At 70.5% G+C, this 22,918-nt stretch carries 15 protein-coding genes; 8 read left to right on the top strand and 7 right to left on the bottom strand.

Features of this window, described 5'->3' with window-relative positions:
• Positions 1-35: 35 nt before the first annotated feature.
• From ATK30_RS07360 to lgt, 3 genes are all read left to right on the top strand, one after another.
• Positions 36-1,172 carry an amidohydrolase family protein gene (locus tag ATK30_RS07360; RefSeq protein WP_101434918.1) on the top strand — a complete coding sequence of 379 codons (1,137 nt, stop codon included), beginning with the start codon at positions 36-38 and terminating at the stop codon, positions 1,170-1,172.
• Positions 1,169-2,359: a M20 metallopeptidase family protein gene (locus ATK30_RS07355; protein ID WP_101434917.1), complete on the top strand. Its 1,191-nt coding sequence runs from the start codon at positions 1,169-1,171 to the stop codon at positions 2,357-2,359. The genes ATK30_RS07360 and ATK30_RS07355 overlap by 4 nt, the downstream gene beginning before the upstream one ends.
• A 68-nt stretch (positions 2,360-2,427) precedes the next feature.
• A complete protein-coding gene (gene lgt, locus ATK30_RS07350; protein ID WP_101434916.1) occupies positions 2,428-3,444 on the top strand; it encodes a prolipoprotein diacylglyceryl transferase in 1,017 nt (338 codons plus the stop codon).
• A gap of 141 nt (positions 3,445-3,585) precedes the next feature.
• Here lgt and ATK30_RS07345 read toward each other — a convergent pair whose 3' ends face one another.
• The 3 genes from ATK30_RS07345 to ATK30_RS07335 are packed head-to-tail and all read right to left on the bottom strand — an operon-like array spanning position 3,586 to position 6,722.
• Positions 3,586-4,395 (bottom strand): hypothetical protein, encoded by an 810-nt coding sequence (locus ATK30_RS07345; RefSeq protein ID WP_101434915.1) that lies wholly within the window; start codon positions 4,393-4,395, stop codon positions 3,586-3,588.
• Between the two features lie 15 nt (positions 4,396-4,410).
• Positions 4,411-6,339 carry a hypothetical protein gene (locus ATK30_RS07340; RefSeq protein WP_101434914.1) on the bottom strand — a complete coding sequence of 643 codons (1,929 nt, stop codon included), beginning with the start codon at positions 6,337-6,339 and terminating at the stop codon, positions 4,411-4,413.
• A 41-nt stretch (positions 6,340-6,380) separates the two neighbouring features.
• Entirely contained in the window at positions 6,381-6,722 is a 342-nt protein-coding gene (locus tag ATK30_RS07335) for a hypothetical protein (RefSeq protein WP_208637293.1), read from the bottom strand.
• Between the two features lie 396 nt (positions 6,723-7,118).
• On the opposite strand from ATK30_RS07335, the gene gltB reads away from it, so the two are divergent.
• The 3 genes from gltB (at position 7,119) to ATK30_RS07320 (ending at position 13,672) form a co-directional block, all read left to right on the top strand.
• Positions 7,119-11,660, top strand: coding sequence for a glutamate synthase large subunit (gltB, locus tag ATK30_RS07330; RefSeq protein ID WP_101434912.1), 4,542 nt, complete (start codon positions 7,119-7,121; stop codon positions 11,658-11,660).
• A 68-nt stretch (positions 11,661-11,728) separates the two neighbouring features.
• Positions 11,729-13,237 (top strand): glutamate synthase subunit beta, encoded by a 1,509-nt coding sequence (locus ATK30_RS07325; RefSeq protein WP_101434911.1) that lies wholly within the window; start codon positions 11,729-11,731, stop codon positions 13,235-13,237.
• A 63-nt stretch (positions 13,238-13,300) separates the two neighbouring features.
• The gene (locus ATK30_RS07320) at positions 13,301-13,672 is read left to right on the top strand and encodes a MerR family transcriptional regulator (protein WP_101434910.1); all 372 of its coding nucleotides are present in this window, start codon (positions 13,301-13,303) and stop codon (positions 13,670-13,672) included.
• Here ATK30_RS07320 and ATK30_RS07315 read toward each other — a convergent pair.
• Entirely contained in the window at positions 13,669-14,562 is an 894-nt protein-coding gene (locus ATK30_RS07315; protein ID WP_101440682.1) for an NADP-dependent oxidoreductase, read from the bottom strand. The genes ATK30_RS07320 and ATK30_RS07315 overlap by 4 nt on opposite strands.
• A 127-nt stretch (positions 14,563-14,689) precedes the next feature.
• Here ATK30_RS07315 and ATK30_RS07310 point away from each other — a divergent pair, with 127 nt between their 5' ends.
• Both ATK30_RS07310 and ATK30_RS07305 read left to right on the top strand, forming a co-directional pair.
• Positions 14,690-17,857, top strand: a complete 3,168-nt coding sequence (locus ATK30_RS07310; protein ID WP_101434909.1) for a P-loop NTPase family protein — start codon at positions 14,690-14,692, stop codon at positions 17,855-17,857.
• 52 nt (positions 17,858-17,909) lie between these two features.
• On the top strand, positions 17,910-19,301 hold the full coding sequence (locus tag ATK30_RS07305; protein WP_101434908.1) for a class II 3-deoxy-7-phosphoheptulonate synthase: 1,392 nt from the start codon (positions 17,910-17,912) through the stop codon (positions 19,299-19,301).
• Positions 19,302-19,332: 31 nt separating this feature from the next.
• On the opposite strand, the gene ATK30_RS07300 is transcribed toward ATK30_RS07305, so the two are convergent.
• The 3 genes from ATK30_RS07300 to ATK30_RS07290 all read right to left on the bottom strand — a co-directional run bounded on the left by ATK30_RS07300 (position 19,333) and on the right by ATK30_RS07290 (position 22,876).
• Positions 19,333-20,613: a wax ester/triacylglycerol synthase domain-containing protein gene (locus ATK30_RS07300; protein WP_101434907.1), complete on the bottom strand. Its 1,281-nt coding sequence runs from the start codon at positions 20,611-20,613 to the stop codon at positions 19,333-19,335.
• Positions 20,614-20,717: 104 nt separating this feature from the next.
• Complete coding sequence (locus tag ATK30_RS07295) at positions 20,718-21,401, bottom strand: hypothetical protein (protein ID WP_101434906.1); 684 nt, start codon at positions 21,399-21,401, stop codon at positions 20,718-20,720.
• Positions 21,401-22,876: an SPFH domain-containing protein gene (locus ATK30_RS07290; protein WP_101434905.1), complete on the bottom strand. Its 1,476-nt coding sequence runs from the start codon at positions 22,874-22,876 to the stop codon at positions 21,401-21,403. The genes ATK30_RS07295 and ATK30_RS07290 overlap by 1 nt, the downstream gene beginning before the upstream one ends.
• Positions 22,877-22,918 lie beyond the last annotated feature (42 nt).

Genomic DNA, 22,918 nt, shown 5'->3' with positions numbered 1-22,918 from the left:
CGTAGGGTGGGGGAGAGGCTCGCTGAAGGAGAGGCATGACCGGACTGCTCGATTTCGTCTCGGACCTGCCGTTGGTCGACCATCACTGCCACGGCGTGCGCACCGGCGACGTCGACCGCGGGGGGTTCGAGCGGATGCTCACCGAGGCGGACACCGTGTCGCCGTTGGGGACGTCGTTGTTCGATTCGCTGATCGGCCTGGCCGTGCGCGAACGTTGCGCGCCGGTTCTCGACCTGCCGAAGCACGCTCCGGCCGAGGACTATCTCGCGCGTCGTGCCGAACTGGGCGCAAAGGAGGTCAACCGGCGATTCCTTCGCGGCACCGGCACCACGGATTACTTGCTGGACGGCGGTTTCCTGCCCGAATCCCTCACCACCACCGAAGAATTCGCCCACCTGGCCGACTCCCGCGCGCACGACATCGTCCGGCTGGAACAGGTCGCTGAAGACGTCATCAAAGGCGCCAGCGCCGCCAGTTTCGCCGAGGACTTCGCCCACGAACTCGACCGCCGCACCGTCAACGCGGTGGGCGTGAAGTCCATCGCGGCCTACCGGGTCGGGCTGGAGCTTTCCGGGGAACGTCCGGCCGGAGCCGAGGTCGAGGCCGCCGCTGGGCGATGGCTGGCCCGGATCGAAGGGGGCGAACCGGTCCGGCTCGCTGACGAGGTGCTGCACCGCCATCTGATCTGGGCCGGGATCGACCGGCGGCTGCCGGTGCAGTTCCACGTCGGCTACGGCGATTCCGACGTCGACCTCCACCGCTGTGATCCCTTGCGGCTCACCGGTTTGCTGCGCGCGACCCGCGACACCGGCGTCCCGATCCTGCTGCTGCACAACTATCCGTTCCACCGCAACGCCGCCTACCTCGCGCAGGTCTTCGAGCACGTCTTCGCCGACGTCGGCCTCATCACGCACAACGCGGGCTTCCGCGCGCCCGCGATCCTGGCCGAGACGCTGGAACTGGTCCCGTTCGGAAAACTGCTCTTCTCGACGGACGCGTTCGGCCTGGCCGAGCTGTATCACCTGGGCACCGCGCTGTTCCGGCAAGGGCTGTCCGATTTCCTCCGCAGCGCTCTCGCCGCCGACGCACTGTCCGAAGTGGACGCCATCCGGCTGGCCCGGTTGGCCGGACACGAGAACGCGGCCCGGATCTACCGGCTGGAGCGGAAATGAACGACCTGGTCGAGGCCTGGCGTGCCGCGTTGGCCGAGGAACTGCCCGCCGCGATGGAACTGCGCCGCCGGATTCACGCCGATCCGCGCGCGTCCGGCGACGAGGAGGACACTGCCCGCATCGTGGCGGCCGCGCTAGGGGAGGGCGAACGGGTCGCGAAAACCGGGCGGCTCATCGAAATCTCCGCACCGCACCCTGGTCCGGCCGTAGCCCTGCGCGCCGAACTGGACGCCCTTCCGGTAGTCGAGCGCACCGGCGTCGAATGGGCCGCGAAGACCGGTCTGATGCACGCCTGCGGCCACGACGTCCACCTCGCCGCCTTGACCGCGGTCTGCCGGGCGGCACGGCGCATCGAGCTCCCGCGCCCGCTGTACGCGATCCTGCAGCCGCGAGAGGAAACGTCGCCGTCCGGAGCGCTCGACCTGGTCGAATCGGGCGTTCTGGAAGATCGCGGCATCGACACGGTAATCGGCGCGCACGTCCAGCCGAGGCTTCCGTACGGCGTCGTCTCGGCCGCGCCCGGCCCGGTGAACGCGTCCACCGACGAGTTCGAGGTCGTGCTGCACGGGCTCGGCGGCCACGCCGGATACCCGCACCTCCTGCGCGACCCAGTGCTGGCGCTCAGCCAATTGGTGGTGAGCCTGCAGCAGGTCGCGAGCCGCCGGATCGACCCGATGCACGGCGCGGTCTGCTCGATCGGCCGGCTCAGCGCGGGCACGGCGGCGAACGTCGTGCCGAACTCGGCGTCGGCGTTCGGTTCGTTGCGGCTGATGCGCGCGAGCGACCGCGAACGCGCGCTGGAGGTTCTCGACGAGATCGTGCACGGCACCGCCCGCGCCTACGGCTGCACCGCCGACCTCCGGATCAGCCCCTGCGAACCCGTCCTGGTCAACGACCCGGCGCTGGCCGCCGCCGCGCGAATCTGGCTCGAACGCGGCGGTGCCGATGTCGACGTCGATTTCCGGTCCTTCGGCGCGGACGATTTCGCGCATTACTGCGGCAACGGCGTCCGCGGCCTGATGCTTTTCGTCGGCCTCGGCGAGACCGCGGGCGCTCCCAGCCTGCACGGCGAAACGTTCCTGCCCGAGGACGCCGCGGTCGGCCAGGTCGCGGACGCGCTGCTGGCCGGATACCTGGCCGCGGCCTCCGACCTGGAGTATCCGGAGGCGGCCGTGACCGGGCTGTGACCGGGTCTTGACGAAGGGTTCCACGGCACCGGGACCACGACCGGAGCCCGACGCGCTACGGTGGCCGCGTGTACTCCGCAGCATTCCTGGCCACGATCCCGAGCCCCGACCAAGGCGTCTGGCACCTGGGCCCGATCCCGATCCGGGCGTACGCGCTCTGCATCATCGCCGGCATCATCGTCGCGATCTGGTGGGGCGAGCGGCGCTGGGAGGCTCGGGGCGGCACCAAGGGCACGGTGCTCGACGTCGCGGTGTTCGCGGTGCCGTTCGGCCTGGTCGGCGGCAGGCTCTACCACGTCGTCACCGACCCCGAGCTGTACTTCACCGAGGGCAAGAACCCCTGGAACGCCTTCGCCATCTGGGACGGCGGCCTCGGCATCTGGGGCGCGGTCGCGCTCGGAGCCGTCGGCGCGCTGATCGCCTGCCGGCGCCGGGGGATCCCGCTGCCCGCGATGGCCGACGCGATCGCGCCCGGCATCATCGTCGCGCAGGCGATCGGGCGGCTCGGCAACTACTTCAACCAGGAGCTGTACGGCGCGCACACCGACCTGCCGTGGGGCCTGGAGATCTACCAGCGCTTCGACCCGGCGACCGGGGCCCCGGACGCCCTCGGCGGCGTCGCGACCGGGCACATCCCGCTGCCGGAAAGCCCGGTGCACCCAACGTTCCTGTACGAGCTGATCTGGAACTTGCTCATCGCGCTGGTCGTGGTGTGGGCGGACCGCAAGTTCAAGCTCGGCCACGGCCGCGCGTTCGCGCTGTACGTCGCGGGCTACACCGTCGGCCGCTGCTGGATTGAGCTGATGCGCACCGACACCGCCAACCACATCCTCGGCCTGCGGGTCAACGTGTGGACGTCGATCCTGCTGTTCCTCGGCGCGATGGCGTACTTCGTCGTCGCGGCCAAACGCGGTCCGCGCGAGGCCCCGGAGACGTTGCGCGGCAAGGAAGACGAGGAGGACACGGCCGTCGAGTCCACTTCGGACGACGCGGGGAAGAAGCCGGAACCCGAGGAGAAGGCCGCGGAGGACACTGTGGACGCGGGTTCTTCCTCAGGGGAGAACGGCAAGTCCGAGAAGTCTTAGGCACAGAGCCGGAAAGCGGTCCCTGCCCAACGCGGGCGGGGACCGCTTTTTCGTGCGGAATTCAGGCGGGGAACGAGGATGGCGAGTCCGGAAAAGAGGTCCCCGCCCGGATGGGAGGGGACCTCTTTCGCCTCGTGCGGGTCAGCTGAGGAATGAGCCGCCGAAGTAGTCGTCGTCATCGCCGGAAGCCTGACGCCGTGCTCGGCGGCCGGACGACGGCGGCGGCTCAGGTGCGGACCGCTTCGGCCGGTCGCCCCGATCGGCGAGCGGATCGGCGAAATCGTCCTCCGGCTCCGGTTCCGGGGCGCGATGCCGCGGCGGAGCGGGAGGAGCAGGCGGAGCGGGCGGTTCCTCCTTCGGCGGAGCCGGGGGCGGGGGCGGCGTCCGGTCGACGAGCGGATTGTCGTTCGAGTACTCGTCGGGCTCCGGGGCGGGCGGGGCAGGCGGCTGCGGCCGGGAACTGCTCGCCAGCGGGTCCGCCGCGGAGAATCCGGCGGGCTTGTCCGGCGTGTCCGGATACGTCGTGCGTCCGGTGTCCGACAACGGGTTCCCGGCGCCGCCAGTGCGCGCCTCGAGGATCTCCTCGGGGCTCTGGCCCTCCTCCAGCTCCTCGAGGATGTCCTTGGCCTCGTTGAGCTTTTCGTCGGCGAGCGCGCGGACCTCGGGGTCGGCGAAGGCCCGGCCCGCGGCGACGTCCTCCCAGGAGAACTCGCCGGCGTCGACCTTCCGCTTGATCAGCCGCAGCTGCGCGGGAGCGTCCGGACGCGAGGCGGCCCGCTTGATCGCCTCGATCCGCTCCGGGGTGTCGGTTTTGGGCAGCGGGCGGAGCTTGATCTTCTCCAGGTCCTTCAGCAGCTGCTGGGACTTGCGGACCGTCCGGTCGAGCGCGGCCTCGGCCTCCCGCAGCTCCGGCGTCTTCCACGAATCGTCCGCGGTCGCGGGGTGGGACATCTCGGCAGTTCCTCCTTAGTCGATGCGGCCGTGGATCCGGCCGCTCGCCGAGCGACGGGGCGGATGGGACGGCGGATGGTTCGCGGGCGGGTGGTTCGGCTGCGCCGGCGGATGGCTCGGTGGCTGCGGCGGCTGGTGGTTCTGCTGGTTCTGCGGGGGCTGGTGCGGCTGCCCGTTCGGCTCGGACGGCTGGTCCTGGCCGCGTTCGCCGGAACCCCGCGACCGGTCGCCGTCCTCGCCGGAGCGGCGGTTCCCCTCGTCGCCGGAAGTGCGGTCGCCGCCCTCGTCGTCGCCGGATTCGCGCGAGTGCCGGTTCTCCTCGTGCGCCTCGCGGGCGCCCTTGACGCCTTCCTTGCCCGCTTCGACCGCGTCCTTGGCGTCCTGGCCGATGCCCTTGGCGTTGTCCTTGATGTCGCCGACGTCGCCGCCGATGTTCTTCGCGATGTCGACGAGATCGCCGATGCTGCCGACGTCCTTGATCTTCTGCAGCTGCGACCCGATGTCCTTGATCGAGTTCCAGATCTCCTGGACCCGCGTGATGATGTCCTTGATCATCTCGATGATCGAGATGAGGGCATTGATCAGCGGCAGCAGCTCGGACAGCGCGGTGATCGCGTCGGCGACCCAGCCCGCGATCGGGACGCACGCCTCGGCGGCCATCACCAGCAGCCGGTCGATCAGGCTCTTCAGCAGGTCGAGCGCCTTGGCCGCGAGCTTCTTCGACGTGTCCGCGAGAAGGTCGAAGCCCTTGGCGATCAGCGACGCGATCCCGGCCTCGGCGGCGAGCCCGGCCCGCCACCCCGCCTGCACGTAGGCCTTGTGCTCCAAGGAAGCCATGCCGTGCCAGGACTCGCTGACGGTCTTCTCGTTGGCGACCATCACCTCGGAGAACGCCTTCATCGCCTCGGAGATGTTGCGCCACGCCTCGGCGTCGGCCGACATCTTCGAGAAATCGCCGGTGAGCGGTTCGATGAACTGCTGGGTGAGCGTGGTGCCGGTGAATTTCTGGTACACCCACTCGACGGCCATCACCTCGACGCCGGCGTCCTTCACCAGCGCCTGGACGTCCTCGCCGGAGGTGTCTTCCGGCGGCTGCAGCAGTTCGACGATCGAATCGCCGCGGTCGAAGTCGCCGGCGCCGCCGGGAACCCCGCCGGGCTGTCCGCCCGAAGCGCCGGTGCTGCCTTCTCCGCCGTTGCCTCCGGTACCGCCTTCTCCGCCGTTGCCTCCGGTACCGCCTTCTCCGCCTCCTCCGGGGCCTTCGCCGCCGTCTCCGCCTTCGCCGCCGTCTCCGCCGGAGGAAGAAGGTTCGTCGCCTTCGTCCCCGCCGCGGCCGCCGCTTTCGTCCCCGCCGCGGCCGCCGCTTTCGTCGCCGCCCTCGTTGCCGCGGTCGCGGCCCCGGTCGTCGCCGCCCTCGCCGCCGCCGTCCTGGCCGTCCCGGCCATCCCGACCGTCTCGGCCATCCCGACCGTCTCGGCCATCCCGACCGTCTCGGCCGTCGCGACCATCCCGGCCGTCGCGGCCGTTGCCGTCGTCATGGGACTGGCCGTTGTCGTCGCTCTGGCCGCGGTGCCTGCCGTTGCCGTTGTCGTCGCCGGAGTTGCCGCCGGTGCCGCTCGGATGCGTCTGCTCGTCACCGCCGGACGGACGGCGCCCGTCCCCGCCGGTGCCGGGATGCTGAGTGCCGCCCGGATGAGTGGGCTGCTGGCTGCCTGGATGGCTGGGCTGAGTGCCGCCTGGATGGGTGGGCTGCTGGCCGCCTGGATGGGTGGGCTGCTGGCCGCCCGGAGGCGGCTGGTTGCCGGGATGCGGCTGGGTGTTCCCCGGGTGCGGCTGGGTGTTGCCGGGATGCGGCTGGTTCCCGCCCGGATGGGACGGCGGATGCGTCGTCCCCGTTCCCCCGGTGTGGTGGCCGCCGCCGTGCCCGCCGCCGTGCCGTGCCATGTCTTGTCCCCCTCGTCAGAACCGTGTCGTGCGGGTGCGCATCAGGCCGCGCCGCGGCCGGAGTCGATGCCGTCGAACTTGTCGACGAACTGCTGGAGCAACTGTGCGGAATTGGCGTCGTGGTGCGCGTAGGCCTCCGCTGCTTGCTTGACGCCGTCGGACAGCGAGGTCAGCCGCGAGTGCCCGAAGTCGAGCGTGCCGCCGTAAAGGTTCGCGACCAGGTGCACCACTGGCTGCAGCACCACGAACAGGCCGGTGAAGCCGGACGTGTCGCACGCGGTGGAGCGCATGTAGTCGTTGATCTTGCTGATCTTCTCGTGAAGGCTGTCGAGCACCTCCGCGTACTGCTTCATCGTCTCGACGTCGACTTCTATGCCGGACATGAAAGAGACCGCCCTCCCCGTGAGCTGATGGTTGCCGAACACTATGGCAACCGACGATCACCGAGTGTGGGCGGTTCCCGGAAATTTGTGCGATTACCTGGGGAGATCGGGCGAAGGGGACGAAGCGGGCGCATCGACTTCGTCACGTGAGGTGTGCGCGGAGCCGCGCCGGGGCTTATGCTTCGCGGACCGAAGCATCGGGAACCCATCCGGAACTATGTCGTTCCGCGCTGCCGGATCGTTACCGTTCTTCCCTGTTCGGGGAGCTCCGAGGCGCTGCTGGGGTGTTTCCCAGGTGTTAAAGTCGCGCTAACAAGCGGGCCATCGTCGTCCCGTGCGCTCCCCGCGGCCGGTTCGCCGGCCACCGCACGAAACGACGAAGGAGGTCCCTTTTCCATGATCTTCTCCGCCATCCCCGGCAAGCAGGGTCTGTACGACCCGGACACCGAGCAGGATTCCTGCGGCGTCGCCATGGTCGCCGACGTCCAGGGACGCCGTACGCACGGCATCGTCACCGACGGTCTTGCCGCGCTCACGAATCTCGACCACCGCGGAGCCGCGGGAGCCGAGCCGACGAGCGGCGACGGCGCCGGGATCCTGCTGCAGCTGCCCGACGAACTGCTGCGCGCCGAGGCGGGTTTCCCGTTGCCCGAGGCCGGCGCGTACGCCGCCGGAATCGCGTTCCTGCCCTCCGACGACGAGCAGCGCCGCAAGGCGATCGGGCTCACCGAACGGATCGCGGCCGAGGAAGGGCTCACTGTCCTTGGCTGGCGCGAGGTTCCGGTCGACGCCGACGGCGCGGAGATCGGCCCCACCGCGCGTTCGGTGATGCCGCGGTTCTCGATGCTGTTCGTGTCGTCCCCGCACGGCGAAACCGGCCTGGAGCTGGACCGGCTGGCCTTCTGCCTGCGCAAGCGCGTCGAGCACGAGAGCCTCGCTTCCGGCTGCGGCACGTACTTCCCGTCGCTGTCCGCGCGCACGATCGTCTACAAAGGCATGCTCACGCCCGAGCAGCTGCCGCGGTTCTTCCCCGATCTGCGCGATTCCCGGCTCGCCAGCGCGATCGCGCTCGTGCACTCCCGGTTCTCCACCAACACTTTCCCGTCGTGGCCGCTCGCGCACCCGTTCCGGTTCGTGGCGCACAACGGCGAGATCAACACGATCCGCGGCAACCGCAACCGCATGCGCGCCCGCGAGGCGCTGCTCGAATCGGACGTCATCCCGGGCGATCTCTCGCGGCTGTACCCGATCTGCTCGGCCGACGCGTCGGACTCGGCGTCCTTCGACGAGGTGCTGGAGCTGCTCCACCTCGCGGGCCGTTCGCTGCCGCACGCGGTGCTGATGATGATCCCGGAGGCGTGGGAAAACCACACCACGATGGATCCGGAACGGCGGGCGTTCTACCAGTTCCACGCCAGCCTGATGGAGCCGTGGGACGGTCCGGCGTGCGTCACCTTCACCGACGGCACGCTCGTCGGCGCGGTGCTCGACCGCAACGGACTGCGCCCGGCGCGCTGGTGGCGCACCGCCGACGACCGCGTCGTGCTGGCCAGCGAGGCCGGAGTCCTCGACGTGGCCCCGGAAAACGTGGTCGCGAAGGGCCGGTTGCAGCCGGGCCGGATGTTCCTCGTGGACACCGCCGCGGGCCGGATCGTGGACGACGAAGAGGTCAAGTCCGCGCTGGCGCGCAAGCAGCAGTACAGCGACTGGCTGCACGCCGGGCTGCTCAAGATCGCCGAGCTGCCCGACCGCGACCACGTGGTGCAGAGCCACGATTCCGTGCTGCGCCGCCAGCTCGCTTTCGGCTACACCGAAGAAGAACTGAAGATCCTGCTCGCGCCGATGGCCGCCAACGGGGCCGAGCCGATCGGGTCGATGGGGTCGGACACCCCGGTCGCCGTGCTGTCCAAGCGGTCCCGGCTGCTGTACGACTATTTCAAGCAGAACTTCGCGCAGGTGACCAACCCGCCGCTGGACGCGATCCGCGAAGAGCTGGTCACGTCGATGAGCCGGATCATGGGGCCGGAGCGCAACCTGCTCGCCCCCGGGCCCGCCTCGTGCCGGCACCTGAACCTGCCGTACCCGGTGATCGACAACGACGAGCTGGCCAAGCTCATCCACATCAACGACGACGGCGACCTGCCCGGTTTCGCCTGCAGTGTCCTTTCCGGACTGTACGAAGTGGACGGCGGGGCGGACGCGCTGGCGGCGGCGATCGAACGGGTGCGGCGCGACGCGTCCGAGGCGATCGCGGCGGGCGCGCGCACGCTCGTGCTGTCCGACCGCGATTCCGACCACCGGATGGCGCCGATCCCGTCGCTGCTCCTGGTTTCCGCCGTGCACCACCATCTGGTGCGCACCAAGGAACGGCTGCGCGTCGCGCTGGTCGTGGAGAGCGGCGACGCCCGCGAGGTGCACCACATCGCGCTGCTGCTGGGCTACGGCGCGGCGGCGGTGAACCCGTACCTCGCCTTCGAAACCATCGAAGACATGATCAGCCAGGGCGCGATCACCGGCATCGAACCGGCGAAGGCGATCCGCAGCTACGTGCAGGCGCTCGTCAAGGGCGTCCTGAAGATCATGTCCAAAATGGGTATTTCCACGGTCGGCGCGTACACCGCGGCGCAGGTCTTCGAATCCCTTGGCCTGAGCCAGGAACTGCTCGACGAGTACTTCACCGGAACGTCGTCGAAGCTCGGCGGGGTCGGGCTGGACGTGCTCGCCGAAGAGGTCGCGGTGCGCCACCGCCGGGCGTACCCGGACAACCCGACCGACCGGGTCCACCGCGGGCTCGACACCGGCGGCGAGTACGCGTACCGCCGCGAGGGCGAGCTGCACCTGTTCACGCCGGAGACGGTGTTCCTGCTGCAGCACGCGTCGAAGACCGGGCGCGACGAGGTGTACCGCAAGTACACCGAAGAAGTGCACCGGCTCTACCGCGAGGGCGGCACGCTGCGCGGGCTGTTCAAGTTCCGCGAAGGCGCGCGCGAGCCGATCCCGCTGGACGAGGTCGAGCCCGCGTCGGCGATCCTGCGCCGGTTCAACACCGGGGCGATGTCGTACGGCTCGATTTCGGCCGAGGCGCACGAAACCCTCGCCATCGCGATGAACCGCATCGGCGGCCGGTCCAACACCGGCGAGGGCGGCGAGGACGCGGAACGGCTGTACGACCCGCAGCGGCGCAGCGCGATCAAGCAGGTCGCTTCGGGCCGGTTCGGCGTCACGAGCGAGTACCTCGTCAACGCCGACGACATCCAGATCAAGATGGCGCAGGGCGCGAAGCCGGGCGAGGGCGGGCAGCTGCCGCCGAACAAGGTGTATCCGTGGATCGCGCGCACGCGGCATTCGACGCCGGGCGTGGGGCTGATTTCCCCGCCGCCGCACCACGACATCTATTCCATTGAGGACCTGGCGCAGCTGATCCACGACCTCAAGAACGCCAACGAGAAGGCCCGCATCCACGTGAAGCTGGTGTCCTCGCTGGGCGTCGGCACCGTCGCGGCGGGCGTGTCCAAGGCGCACGCGGACGTCGTGCTGATTTCCGGGCACGACGGCGGCACCGGTGCGTCGCCGATGAACTCGCTGAAGCACGCCGGGACGCCGTGGGAGATCGGGCTCGCCGAAACGCAGCAGACGTTGCTGCTGAACGGTTTGCGCGACCGGATCACGGTGCAGGTGGACGGTGCGATGAAGACCGGCCGCGACGTCGTGATCGCGGCCCTGCTCGGTGCCGAGGAGTACGGCTTCGCGACGGCCCCGCTCGTCGTGGCGGGCTGCATCATGATGCGCGTGTGTCACCTCGACACGTGCCCGGTCGGCGTCGCTACCCAAAGCCCGGAGCTGCGCAAGCGCTACACCGGTCAGGCCGACCACGTGGTGCGGTACTTCGAGTTCGTCGCCGAAGAGGTGCGGGAAACCCTGGCACAGCTGGGATTCCGCACCCTCGACGAGGCGATCGGGCACGCCGAGATGCTCGACACCGACGAGGCCGTGCAGCACTGGAAGGCCTCCGGGCTCGACCTGCGCCCGGTCTTCGAGATGCCCGCGGAGACGCCGTACGGCGGTGCCAAGCGGCGCGTGCGCGAACAGGACCACGGCCTGGCGCACGCCCTCGACCGCACGCTCATCCAGCTCGCCGAGGCGGCGCTGGAGGACGCGCATCCGGTGCGCCTGGAACTGCCGGTGCGCAACGTGAACCGCACTGTCGGCACGCTGCTGGGCTCGGAGATCACGCGCCGCTACGGCGGGGAAGGACTGCCGGACGGCACGATCCACGTGCTGCTCACCGGTTCGGCCGGGCAGTCGCTCGGCGCGTTCCTGCCGCGCGGCGTCACGCTGGAAATGGTCGGCGACGCCAACGACTACGTCGGCAAGGGCCTGTCCGGCGGCCGGATCGTGGTCCGCCCGCATCCGGACGCGAGCTTCGCCGCCGAACAGCAGACGATCGCGGGCAACACGCTGGCCTACGGCGCGACGTCCGGCGAGATGTTCCTGCGCGGGCAGGTCGGCGAGCGGTTCTGCGTCCGCAATTCCGGCGCGACGGTCGTGGCCGAGGGCGTGGGCGACCACGCGTTCGAGTACATGACCGGCGGCCGCGCGGTGGTGCTCGGCCCGACCGGGCGGAACCTGGCGGCCGGGATGTCCGGCGGCAGCGCGTACGTGCTCGATCTGGACCCGGCGAAGGTCAACCAGGACATGGTGGACCTGCTTCCGCCCGCTCCGGAGGATCTGGCCTGGCTCAAGCAGATCGTGCAGCGCCACCACGACCTCACCCGCTCGGCCGTGGCCGCGTCGCTCCTGGGCGACTGGACCCGGCGCTCGGCGGCGTTCACCAAGGTGATGCCGCGCGACTACCAGCGGGTTCTCGATGCGGCGAAGGCGGCTCGCGCGGCGGGCCGGGACGTCGACGAAGCGATTATGGAGGCAGCTCGTGGCTGACAATGGGCGGAGCCGCGGTCGCGAGTGCCGACTGGGTGCGGGTATCCCGCAGAACACGGAGGCGGCTCGTGGCTGACCCCACCGGTTTTCTCAAGTACGAACGGCAAGAGCCGAAGAAGAAGTCTTACGAGGAACGGCTTTCCTCGTGGGGCGAGGTCTACGCGGACGTTCCGCCGGACGAGCGCAACGAGCAGGTGCGCACGCAGGCGTCGCGGTGCATGGACTGCGGCATCCCGTTCTGCCATTCCGGCGGTGCCGGCTGTCCGCTGGGCAATTTGATTCCGGAGTGGAACGATCTCGTCCGCCGGGGCGACTGGGCGGCGGCGAGCGATCGCTTGCACGCCACCAACAATTTCCCGGAATTCACCGGGAAACTGTGCCCCGCGCCGTGCGAGGCGGGCTGCGTGCTGTCGATCTCGCCGCTGTCCGGCGGGCCGGTGGCGATCAAGCGCGTCGAGGAGACGATCGCGGCGCAGTCGTGGGAGGCCGGGTACGTGCAGCCGCAGGCGGCCGAGGTGTCGTCGGGCCGCAAGGTGGCCGTCGTCGGCTCCGGTCCGGCCGGGCTCGCCGCGGCGCAGCAGCTGACCCGCGCGGGCCACGAGGTCACCGTGTTCGAACGCGACGACCGGCTCGGCGGCCTGCTGCGGTACGGCATTCCCGAGTTCAAAATGGAGAAGAAGGTCCTCGACCGGCGCCTGGCGCAGTTGCGCAAGGAGGGCACGAAGTTCGTCACCGGCTGCGAGGTCGGCGTCGACCTGTCGGTGGAAGACCTGCGCGCGCAGTACGACGCGGTGGTGCTCGCCGTCGGCGCCCTGCGCGGCCGTGACGACCACATCACGCCGGGCCGTTCGCTCGAGGGCATCCACCTGGCGATGGAGCACCTGGTGCCGGCCAACAAGTTCGTGGAGGGCGACGGCCCGTCGCCGGTCGACGCGAACGGCAAGCACGTCGTGATCATCGGCGGCGGCGACACCGGCGCGGACTCCTACGGCACCGCGACCCGCCAGGGCGCGCTGTCGGTCACCCAGCTCGACCAGTACCCGATGCCGCCGCAGACCCGCGACGACGAGCGGTCGCCGTGGCCGACCTGGCCGTACATCCTGCGCACCTACCCGGCGCACGAGGAAGCGGGCGAGCGGAAGTTCGCGGTGGCCGTGAAGCGGTTCGTCGACGACGGCAACGGGCACGTCAAAGCCGTGGAACTGCAGGAAGTCCGCGTGCAGAAGGACCCGGAAACCGGCCGCCGCGAGGTGATCCCGGTCAACGACCACGTCGAAACGCTCCCCGCGGACCTGGTCCTGCTGGCGATCGGCTTCGAAGGCGTGGAGGAAATGCCGCTGCTGGAGGGTCTCGACCTGACGCTGAACCGCCGCGGCACCCTGTCGTGCGGTTCGGACTGGCAGACGGAAACTCCCGGAGTCTTCGTCTGCGGCGACGCCCACCGCGGCGCTTCGCTCGTGGTGTGGGCCATCGCGGAAGGCCGCTCGGTGGCGGCGGCGGTGGACACGTTCCTGACGGGCGCTTCGGACCTTCCGGCTCCCGTGCACCCGACCGCATTGCCGCTCGCGGTGGTGTGATTGCCCCTGGCTCGGGCCCCGGCGCAACGGCGCGCCGGGGCCCGTTTCTTTAAGCTGGTTGACGTGCGGATCGGCGAACTAGCCCGGAAGACCGGGGTCAGTGCCCGCTCGCTGCGGTACTACGAGCAGCAGGGCCTCGTGCGGAGCACGCGGTCCGCGGGCGGACAGCGGCATTACCTGGCGACCGAGGTCGAACGGGTCGAACTCATTCGCCGGTTGTTCGACGCGGGCTTGCACAGCAAGGTGATCGCCCGGCTGCTGCCCTGCGTGCACACCGACGACGCGGACATCATCGAGGATGCCTTCGCCACGATGGTGTCCGAACGCGACCGCCTGACCGCGGACATGGCCCGGCTCGCCGAGGCCAGGGACGCCCTGGACGTGCTGATCGAGGCGAACACCCGGTACCGGCAAGGCGAGGCCGCCTCGGGTTAGAGGCTCAGGTCGAGCACTAACTTGCCCGAGGCATGCCGGGATTCGACGAGCGCCAACGCGTCGTGCGCCCGCGCGAGCGGATAGGTCCCCGTGATGTGCGGGTCAAGCCGCCCGGCGGCCATCAGCTCGGCGACCCGTTCCAGGCTCGCCCGATCGAGCCGACGGTGAACGAACTCGCCGCCGAGCTCCGTCACCGACTGGTCCCCGACCGCGATGAGCTTCTTCGCCAACGGGGCGACCGTGCGCAGGGACTCGCCGCCAACGGTGTCGACCACGGCGTCGAACCGGCCCACGACGCTGCTCGCCGTGTAGTCGATGAAAGCCGCGCCGTACTTCGTCGCGAGCTCCCGCTTGGCCGTGCTTCCCGTGCCCGTCACGACGAGCCCGCGGTCCCGCGCGAGCTGCGCCACCGCGATCCCGACTCCGCCGCCGATCCCGTTCACCAGCAGTGACGCGCCCACGGGCAGGTCGAGCTGATCGAGCACGTCGAGCGCGGTGGTGCCCGCGACGGGGATGGTCGCCGCCCAGGTCCACGGCAGCGTGTCCGGGATGCGGGCGGTGGACTCGCCGAGCAGCAGCGTCGTTTCCGCGTACGTGCCCGCCCCGGTCAACGCGAACCCGGTGACCCGGTCGCCGACTTCGAGACCGGTCGCGTCCTCGCCCGCCGCGAGCACCGTTCCGGCCGCTTCCATCCCCAAGACCTGGGGAAACGGCACGTGGCCATTCAGCTCGCGAACGTGCCCGGACCGGAGCAGATGATCGAGCGGGTTCACCCCAGCGGCCGCGACGCGGACCAGAACCTCGGCGGGGCCGGGCACCGGATCCGGCCGGTCGAAGAATTCCTGGACGTCGGCGGTGCCGAACTCCCGATACCCCAAGGCTGTGCCCATCGTGGATCCCTTCTGCGGCATGGTCGGTTCGAGCCGAAGCTATTCGCTGACACCGGTGTCACCTTCCAGTCGATGTGACCGGGCAGACACTGTTCGTGGGAAGCTGAACCGTCGAAGGGGGGCGCAGGTGGACGAGCGGATCACGAACCAGGTCCTGGGTCCGGTCACGGGCAAGGTCGTGCAGATCGGCCACGCTGACTCGGTCGCCTGCGTCGGCACTCCGCCCGCCCGGTCCCGCTACCGGCAATGGGTGCGCCAGGTGGCCCCGGAACGGCTCATCGGCCGCGAGACGGAACTGGCGGAACTGGCTCGGTTCTGCACCGCCCCGGACGGCGCCCCCGCGTACGTCTGGTGGCGCGCGGCTCCCTGGACGGGCAAGTCGGCCCTGATGGCCTCGTTCGTCCTCTCGCCGCCTGAGGGCGTGCGGGTGGTGTCTTTCTTCGTCACGGCGCGTTCGCTCGGCGACGACACCCGCGAGGCGTTCGTAGACGTCGTCCAGGAGCAATTAGCCGAAGTCCTCGGCGCGGCGAAGGACCCCGAAGCCCGAAACCTCAACGCGGTTTTCGCCGAAGCCGCCGCGCATTGCCGAGCCCGCGGCGAGCGCCTGGTGCTGGTCGTAGACGGCCTGGACGAAGACCGCGGCGCGAGTTCCGGCGGACACAGCATCGCCGCGCTGCTGCCGTTCCCCGAAAACGGCCTCCGCGTGATCGTCGCGAGCCGTCTCAACCCCGACGTCCCGCCCGATGTGCGCTCCGACCATCCCCTGCGGGCTCCCGGCATCGAACGCTCTCTGGCGCCTTCGCCCGCCGCTGTCGCGGCGAAGGCCGACATGGAACGCGAACTCGACGCGCTGCTCCAAGACCAGGAGGACCTGCTGGGCTTCCTCGTCGCGGCTCGCGGTGGACTCAGCAGCGACGACCTTGCGCAGCTGACTCAGCGACGCCCGCGCGACGTCGAACGAGTGCTGAACAGCGTGGCGAGCCGTTCGTTCACGCGTCGCCCGGCACACTGGCGTCCCCGCGCGGCACCGGCGATTTTCCTGCTGGGCCACGAAAATCTGCACCGCGAGGCCGTCGAAGCTTTCGGAAACGAACTGTCCCGGTATCGCGCGGCGATCGACGAATGGGCCGCCGGATACCGGTCGGCGGGCTGGCCGCCGGACACTCCCCAGTTCCTGCTGCGCGGCTACTTCCGGCTGGTCCAGGAAAGCGGCGACGTCGCGACCCTCGTGGAGCTGGCCGGAGACCCGGCCCGGCACGAACGCCTGCTGGACGTCTCCGGCGGCGATCTCGCCGCGATGGGCGAGTTGGACGCCGCCCGCGCGGCGTTGCTCGCATCCGCGGAGCCCGACCTCGTCCGGCTGATCACGCTCGACACGTACCGGGACAATTTCCGCGACCGCAACAAGATCACGCCGGTGCGGCTGCCGGCGGTGTGGGCGGCGCTGGGGCAGTTCGACCACGCCGTGGCGCTGGCGCAGTCCATGACCGATCCCGGGTCGCGCACGCGAGCGCTGCTCGAGCTGGCCGGAGAGCTGGTCCGCGCCGGACAGTCCGAGCGAGCCGAGCGGCTGGCCGACGACGAGCACGAGCCGGACCTGCGCGACTCCTTGCTCGCCGAAACCGCCGTGGCGTTGGTGCGCCGCGCGGAAAATGCGGCGGCCGCGCGGATCGCGGAACGGGTGAGCGCGGATCAGCGCCAGCGGATCGCCGCCATCGGCGAACCGGACTTCGCCAGAGCCGGGCAGCTGGCCGGGACGATTTCGCGGGAAGATCTCCGGGACCGGACGCTCCGTGAACTGGCGATGCTGGCTGTCGACGATCTGGACGCGGCTGTCGAGCTGGCCGGTGCCGTCTCTCGCGACCTGAGCCGGGACAAGACGTTCGCGGAGATCGCACAGCGGCTCGTCGAGCAGGGCGAGGTGGATCGGGCTCGCGCGCTCGCGCAGGAGCGCGGCGCTGCCGGAGTGCTGTTCCGCCTCGACGTCACCGCCGAATTGGCGGCGGCGACCGATCCTGCCGAAGCCGTCGGCGCGAGATTTCCGGACGTGGACCGCGAGCACACCCTCGTGCCTGTCCTGATCGAGTTTCTGGCCGCGACGGGCAGGCTGGCGGACATTCCCGCGGTGCTCGACTCGATGACGAACCCCTTCGCCCGGCGCGAGGCGGTGATCCGGTTCGTTCCGGCGCTCGTGGCCGCGGGCCAGGTCGAGCAGGCCTTCCGCTGGGCAGGCCGGTACCCCTCCAGCCGCCGGTCGGCTCTCGAGCTGCAAGCCGACGCGCATCGGTTCGTCGTCCTGGCGGACGCTCTGCTGGCGGCGGGGGAGCGCTCCCGCGCACGCCAGGCAGCGGAGCGGGCGGAAGCGATGACCCGCCGCCCGGCTGAAGACCCGCGTGCCGCCGCGGCGATCAGCGCGCTGAGCACCACCGTCGTCGCGGCTGGAGACGTGCGCCGGGCCGAGCTGCTCGCTCCTCTGGTGCAGTCGAACCTGCAAGGGCTGACCGAAATCAGGGCGCTGGCGAGCCTGCTCGCCGAAAGGGGAGATCCGCGGGTCGCCGAGAAGCTGATCTGCGGCGTCGAGTTCTGGTCGGCGATGCGAGAACCCGTGACCCTGCTCGCCCGGCGCCTCCGGGCCGCGGGCGACCGTGCCGCGCTGGCCCGGATCGCGGAGTACGTCCGGAGCCGGCTGAAGGAGGAGTCCTCGGGTCGGCAGTTCGCCTGGCACGACAGGCGCTCGGCCATCGTGATGCTGGCAGCAGTGGGCGAACCCGCTGAGGTCGTCGAGCTGGTGGCGACCTTTCCCGAGGACGCGACCCTCGGCCTCGCGATCGAGGACGCCATGGCGGACCTGGCGGCACGCGGAGAGGCAGCCGCGGCGCTCGAGCTGTGCGAATACCTGCACGAGCGCGACGTGGGCCAAGCCCGGCGGGTGCTCGTCCGGGGCCTGACCGCGGCTGGACACCTCGACCAGGCCGAAGCTGTGCTCGAGAGCGTCGAGGGCGCGGAACGTGAGCGGCTCGTCCTGGCGTTCCTCCCGGAACTCGCCCAGCACGACCTGCCCCGCGCGCTCGCGCGGGCCCGGGAGGTCGAATCCGCGGAGGACCGCGCCCGCCTCCTGGTCGAGATCTCCGCCGCCGCCCCGCCGGACGAGCGCCGCCGGATCCTCGCCGAAGCGGTCAGCCTCGACCACTGGTCCGTCGTCGTCCCAGCCCTTGACACGGAAGAACTCGCAGGTCTCCTCGACGTGGCCGACCGGTTCGGCGCCCTCTACCGCCACGACGCCCCGGACGCGTGACCCTCGCCGCCCAACGGTCCGGGCAAACGCGGCAGACCCTATCCTGAGACGCGTGAACTGGACAGTCGACGTTCCCGTAGACACTCTCCCCGAGCTGCCGCCGTTGCCTCCTGAGCTGCGGGACCGCCTCGACACCGCCTTGTCGCTGCCCGCCGCGCAGCAGCCGGAGTGGCCGGACGCCGCGCTGGCCAAGCGGGTGCGCGGCGTGCTGGAGAGCGTGCCGCCGATCACCGTGCCCGCCGAGATCGACCGGTTGAAGAGCCGGCTCGCCATGGTGGCCCGCGGGGAGGCGTTCCTGCTGCAGGGCGGCGACTGCGCGGAGACGTTCGAGTCCAACACCGAACCGCACATCCGGGCGAATCTGCGCACGCTGCTGCAGATGGCCGTCGTGCTCACCTACGGGGCCAGCCTGCCGGTGGTGAAGGTCGGCCGGATCGCGGGCCAGTACGCGAAGCCGCGCTCGTCGGGCACCGACGCGCTCGGGCTGCCCGTCTACCGCGGCGACATCATCAACTCGCTCGTCGCCAAGCCCGAACTCCGGGTGCCGGACCCGGGCCGGATGATCCGCGCCTACGCGAACGCCGGCGCGGCGATGAACCTGGTGCGCGCGCTCACCGGGGCCGGCATGGCCGACCTGCACCAGGTGCACGACTGGAACAAGGACTTCGTGGCCTCGTCGCCGGCGGGGGAGCGGTACGAGGCGCTCGCCGCCGAGATCGACCGCGGCCTGCGGTTCATGAACGCCTGCGGCGTCACCGACAGCTCGCTGCAGTACACCGAGATCTTCGCCAGCCACGAAGCGCTGCTGCTCGACTACGAGCGCGCCATGCTGCGGCTGGACCAGGCCGACGCGGCGAACCCGAAGCTGTACAACCTGTCGTCGCACTTCCTCTGGATCGGCGAGCGCACCCGCCAGCTGGACGGCGCGCACATCGCGTTCGCCGAACTGCTGTCGAACCCGATCGGGCTCAAGATCGGCCCGACGACCACGCCCGAGCAGGCGCTGGAGTACGTCGAGCGGCTCGACCCGCGCAGCGAACCGGGCCGGCTCACGCTGATCTCCCGGATGGGCAACGGCAAGGTCCGCGAGGTGCTTCCGGCGATCGTGGAGAAGGTCGAAGCGTCCGGGCACAAGGTCATCTGGCAGTGCGACCCGATGCACGGCAACACGCACGAATCGTCCACCGGCTACAAAACCCGGCACTTCGACCGCATCGTCGACGAGGTCCAAGGGTTCTTCGAGGTGCACCGCAAGCTCGGCACCTACCCCGGCGGCATCCACGTCGAACTGACCGGCGAGGACGTCACCGAATGCCTCGGCGGGGCACAGGAAATCTCCGACATCGACCTCTCCGGCCGCTACGAGACCGCGTGCGACCCCCGGCTCAACACCCAGCAATCGCTGGAGCTGGCCTTCCTGGTCGCGGAGATGCTGCGCGGCTGACCTTCCGCCTCGTGAGCGCCCTCCGCGGCACTCACGAGGCGTCCAGCAGCTCCGCCGCCGACTTCGCCACCGCGTCGCGCAGCGAACCGAGGTCTTCCACCGCCGCCGCGTTCGCCTGCAGTCCGATGTGGACACTGTCGCGATAAGGCGCGATCGCGATGCCCACCGCCTGGCGCGGGGCCAGCGGCACGAACGGGTACACCTCGGTCAGCGGCGCGCCGGCGAGCGCGTGCGGGGCGCGCGGCAGCGGCACGGTCGTCACCACCAGATCGAACAGCAGCGGCGCGGCCAGCCCTGCGGTCCGCGTCCCGAGCCGGTGCAGCGCCGGGGGCATCCGGTCGGCCAGCAGCGGGAAAGCCCCGGCCCCGCGCGAGGGACCGGCGGCTTTGTTGCGCGTCATCGCGGCGCGCACTTCGGTCAGCCGCCGCACCGGATGGTCCGTTCCGATCGGCAAATCGCACAAATAGCCGGAAAGCTTGTTCCCGCCCTGCTGCTCGGCCGCTCTCCCGCGCACGCTCACGGGAATCAGCGCGCGCACCGACCGTCCCGTCGCGCGAATGCCGCGGTTGATCAGCCATTCGCGCAAGGCTCCCGACAGCACCGCGAGCACCACATCGTTCGTGGTGCCGCCGTGCGTTCGCCGGATCCGGCGAAGGTCAGCCGACGCCAGCCGGGCGAAACCGAGACGCCGTTCGGCGGTCGCGGGCGCGGCCAGCGGCAGGCACGGCGGACGCGCCGCCCGGACCACTGACGACGCGATTCCCGCTGTCTCCCACGTATCCCGCACCGCGCTCATCGGCGAACGCGGCTGCGGAATCGCCGGCGCGGGCTGGGGGAGCGGCAGGCCGTCGAGCAGCCCGGCGGTGACGGCGTACGCTCCCGCTCCGTCGGTAAGCGCGTGGTGCAGCTTGAGCAACACCGCGAAGCTGCCGTCCGGAAAGCCGGTCACCACAGCGAGTTCCCACAACGGACGGCGCGGGTCGAGCGGTTCGGCGATCCATTTCGCCGCGAACTCCGGCAGCGGGTCCGGGTCGTACAGCGTGGTCAGCCGATGATGATGAATATGTTTCACTGCCTGGAAATCCGGGTCGTCCACCCAGCTCGCGGAACCGGGCGGGAACAGCCCGGCGCGGATTTTCCGGCGCAGCGCCGGAATGTCCGCCGCCCGCCGGCTCAGCAGTGCGACGAGCCGGTCCGGGCACACCGGCTCCTCCGGCGCGAAAACCAGGGCCGCGCCCATCTGCATCGGCGCGGTTTCCCTGGAGAGGCAAAGAAAAGCGACATCGAGCGAGCTGAGCGGGGTAGACGCCATGGTCGGCCTTCCAGCGAACGGCGGCAAGGGCGAATGCCACGACACTACTCGGGTATGACGGGTGGACGGCCGTGATGTTGCGGGGACGCTAATTCCGCGAAATTTCACTCGCCCGTGGCGCGCCGCGGCTGCCGCTGCGGCAGTCCCGGCCCGCTGGCTTCGTGCACCTCGGCGGCGATCTGGCGGATCGCGACGCCGTTGCCCGGACGCCTCGGCAGCCCGGGCCACAGTTCGCCGGCTTCGAGCGCGGCGGCACGCAGGCGTCCGCCGTCGAGTTTGGTGTGCGTCTCCGGGATTCCGCGGTCGAGCCACTGCACGATCACCTTGAGCGGACCGGCGCTGGGCAGCGGCCACACGAACACCGGATGCTCGTAGTGGAACTCCGACCCGCCGCCGTCCTCGACGCGCAGCACCGGCTCGTGCGGTTCGCCCGCGCTCGGCACCGAAACGGTTTCGGAACTGGCCCGGCCGCCGTCCGGGAACAGCACGCCGATGAGCAGCGAGTTGTAGTCCGGGATGCGCCGGTGGCCGACCAGCGGCGCGCCGTCCATGCGGTCGCGCGAGTACACCGCGATCCGCAGCGTCATCGCCTCCGGCCACACCTCGACCGCGCGCAGCGCCACGATCGTGCGCTCGGACCGGCCCAGCGGCGTCGGCCACGGCACCAGCGCGGGCACGATGTGGTCGGCGGGCGGGCCGGTCCACGGACGGCCCTCGTAGCCGAACAGCTCCCGTTCCCGGACCGGGAACAGGGGGCGCTCGCGAGGACCGTCCGTGAAGAAGCTCATCAGTCCTCGCGAGGGGCGAGGCTGCCGTCGGAACCGGACGGCTTGGCGCCCATGGCGTCCATCAGCTGGCGGGCGAGGCCGAGGCCCGTGCCGCCGAGGGAGAGCGCCTTGGTGAACATGTCCGACATCCCGTCCGCGCCGTTCAGGACCACCATGTGGTCGATGTTGCCGAAGGCCTGCGCGCCGGCTTCGACGATTTCCGGCCAGCGCTCGGCCAGCTGTTGTGCTACCACAGCCTCCTGGTTCTCCGCCAGTGCGGCCGCGCGCGCCTTGATCGACTCGGCCTCGGCGAGCCCCTTCGCTTTCGCCGCTTCGGCTTCGGCCAGACCCTTGGCTTTCGCCGCCTCGGCGTCCGCGAGCCCCTTCGCCTTGGCCGCCGCCGCTTCGGCCTCGCCAGTGGCCTTCGTCGCACTCGCGCTGGCTTCCGCCCGGGCCTTCGTGGCCTGCGCTTCGGCGTCCGCCGCGGTCTTGACCCGGGTCGCGTCCGCGCCCGCCCGCAGCTCGGTTTCCTTGGCCTGTGCCTGCGCGCGGGCGATTTGCGCGTCGCGTTCCGCGTCGGCCGTGGTGCGCGTTTCGTACGCCTTCGCGTCGGCCGGTTTGCGGACCTGCGACTGCAGCCGCTGCTCGGACAGTGCCGCCTCGAGTTCGGCGGCCCTGGTCTCCTGGACCACGACCTCCTGGCGCGCGGTCGCCTCGGCCAGCGGACCGGACTGGCTCGCCTTCGCCTTGGCCTGGTCGACCTCGGCCTGGTACCCGGCCTGCTGGATCTGGCTTTCCCGGATCGCGCCGGCCTTGCGCGCGGCGGCGATCTGCTCGGCCTCGGTGGCCTCCTGGTCGCGCTGCGCCTCGGCGATCCGCGCGGCGGCGGCGATCGCGGCCGCGTGCGGTTTGCCGAGGTTGACGATGTAGCCGGACTCGTCGTCGATCTCCTGGATCTGCAGCGAGTCCACGATCAGCCCGAGCTTGATCATCTCGGTGGCCGACGACTGACGGACCTCGCCGGTCAGCGCGTCGCGGTTGTGGATCATCTCCTCGATGGTCAGCCCGCCCACGATCGACCGCAGATGGCCGGAGAACAGCTCGTGGATCGTGTCGTTCATGCCCTTCTGCTGGTCCAGGAACCGGCGGGCGGCGTTCGCGATCGAGGCGAAATCGTCGCCGACCTTGTAGATCACGACCGCGCGCACGGTGACCGGCAGGCCCTGTTTCGTCACGCACGAGACCTGCAGGTTCACCCCTCGGGTGTCCAGTGACAGCCTGCGCGCGGTCTGGAAGCCGGGCAGCACGTTCACGCCGCGGCCGGTGACGATCTTGAACCCGAGGCTGTCGGCGGTCTCGCTGCGCTCCACCCGGACGCCCCAGCCCGAGATGATGAGCGCCTCGTTCGGTTCCGCCACCTTGTACAGGATCCGCAGGAGCCCGAACAGCAGGATCACGGCCACGACCGCGATCACCACGATGACCCAGATTTCCATAGCCCTCGCCGCACTTTCCGTAGTCAGCTGGCACGGCGCTCA

This window comes from Amycolatopsis echigonensis (genome assembly GCF_002846615.1).
Taxonomy (GTDB): domain Bacteria; phylum Actinomycetota; class Actinomycetes; order Mycobacteriales; family Pseudonocardiaceae; genus Amycolatopsis; species Amycolatopsis echigonensis.
This window is presented reverse-complemented; position numbering and strand designations above follow the sequence as displayed.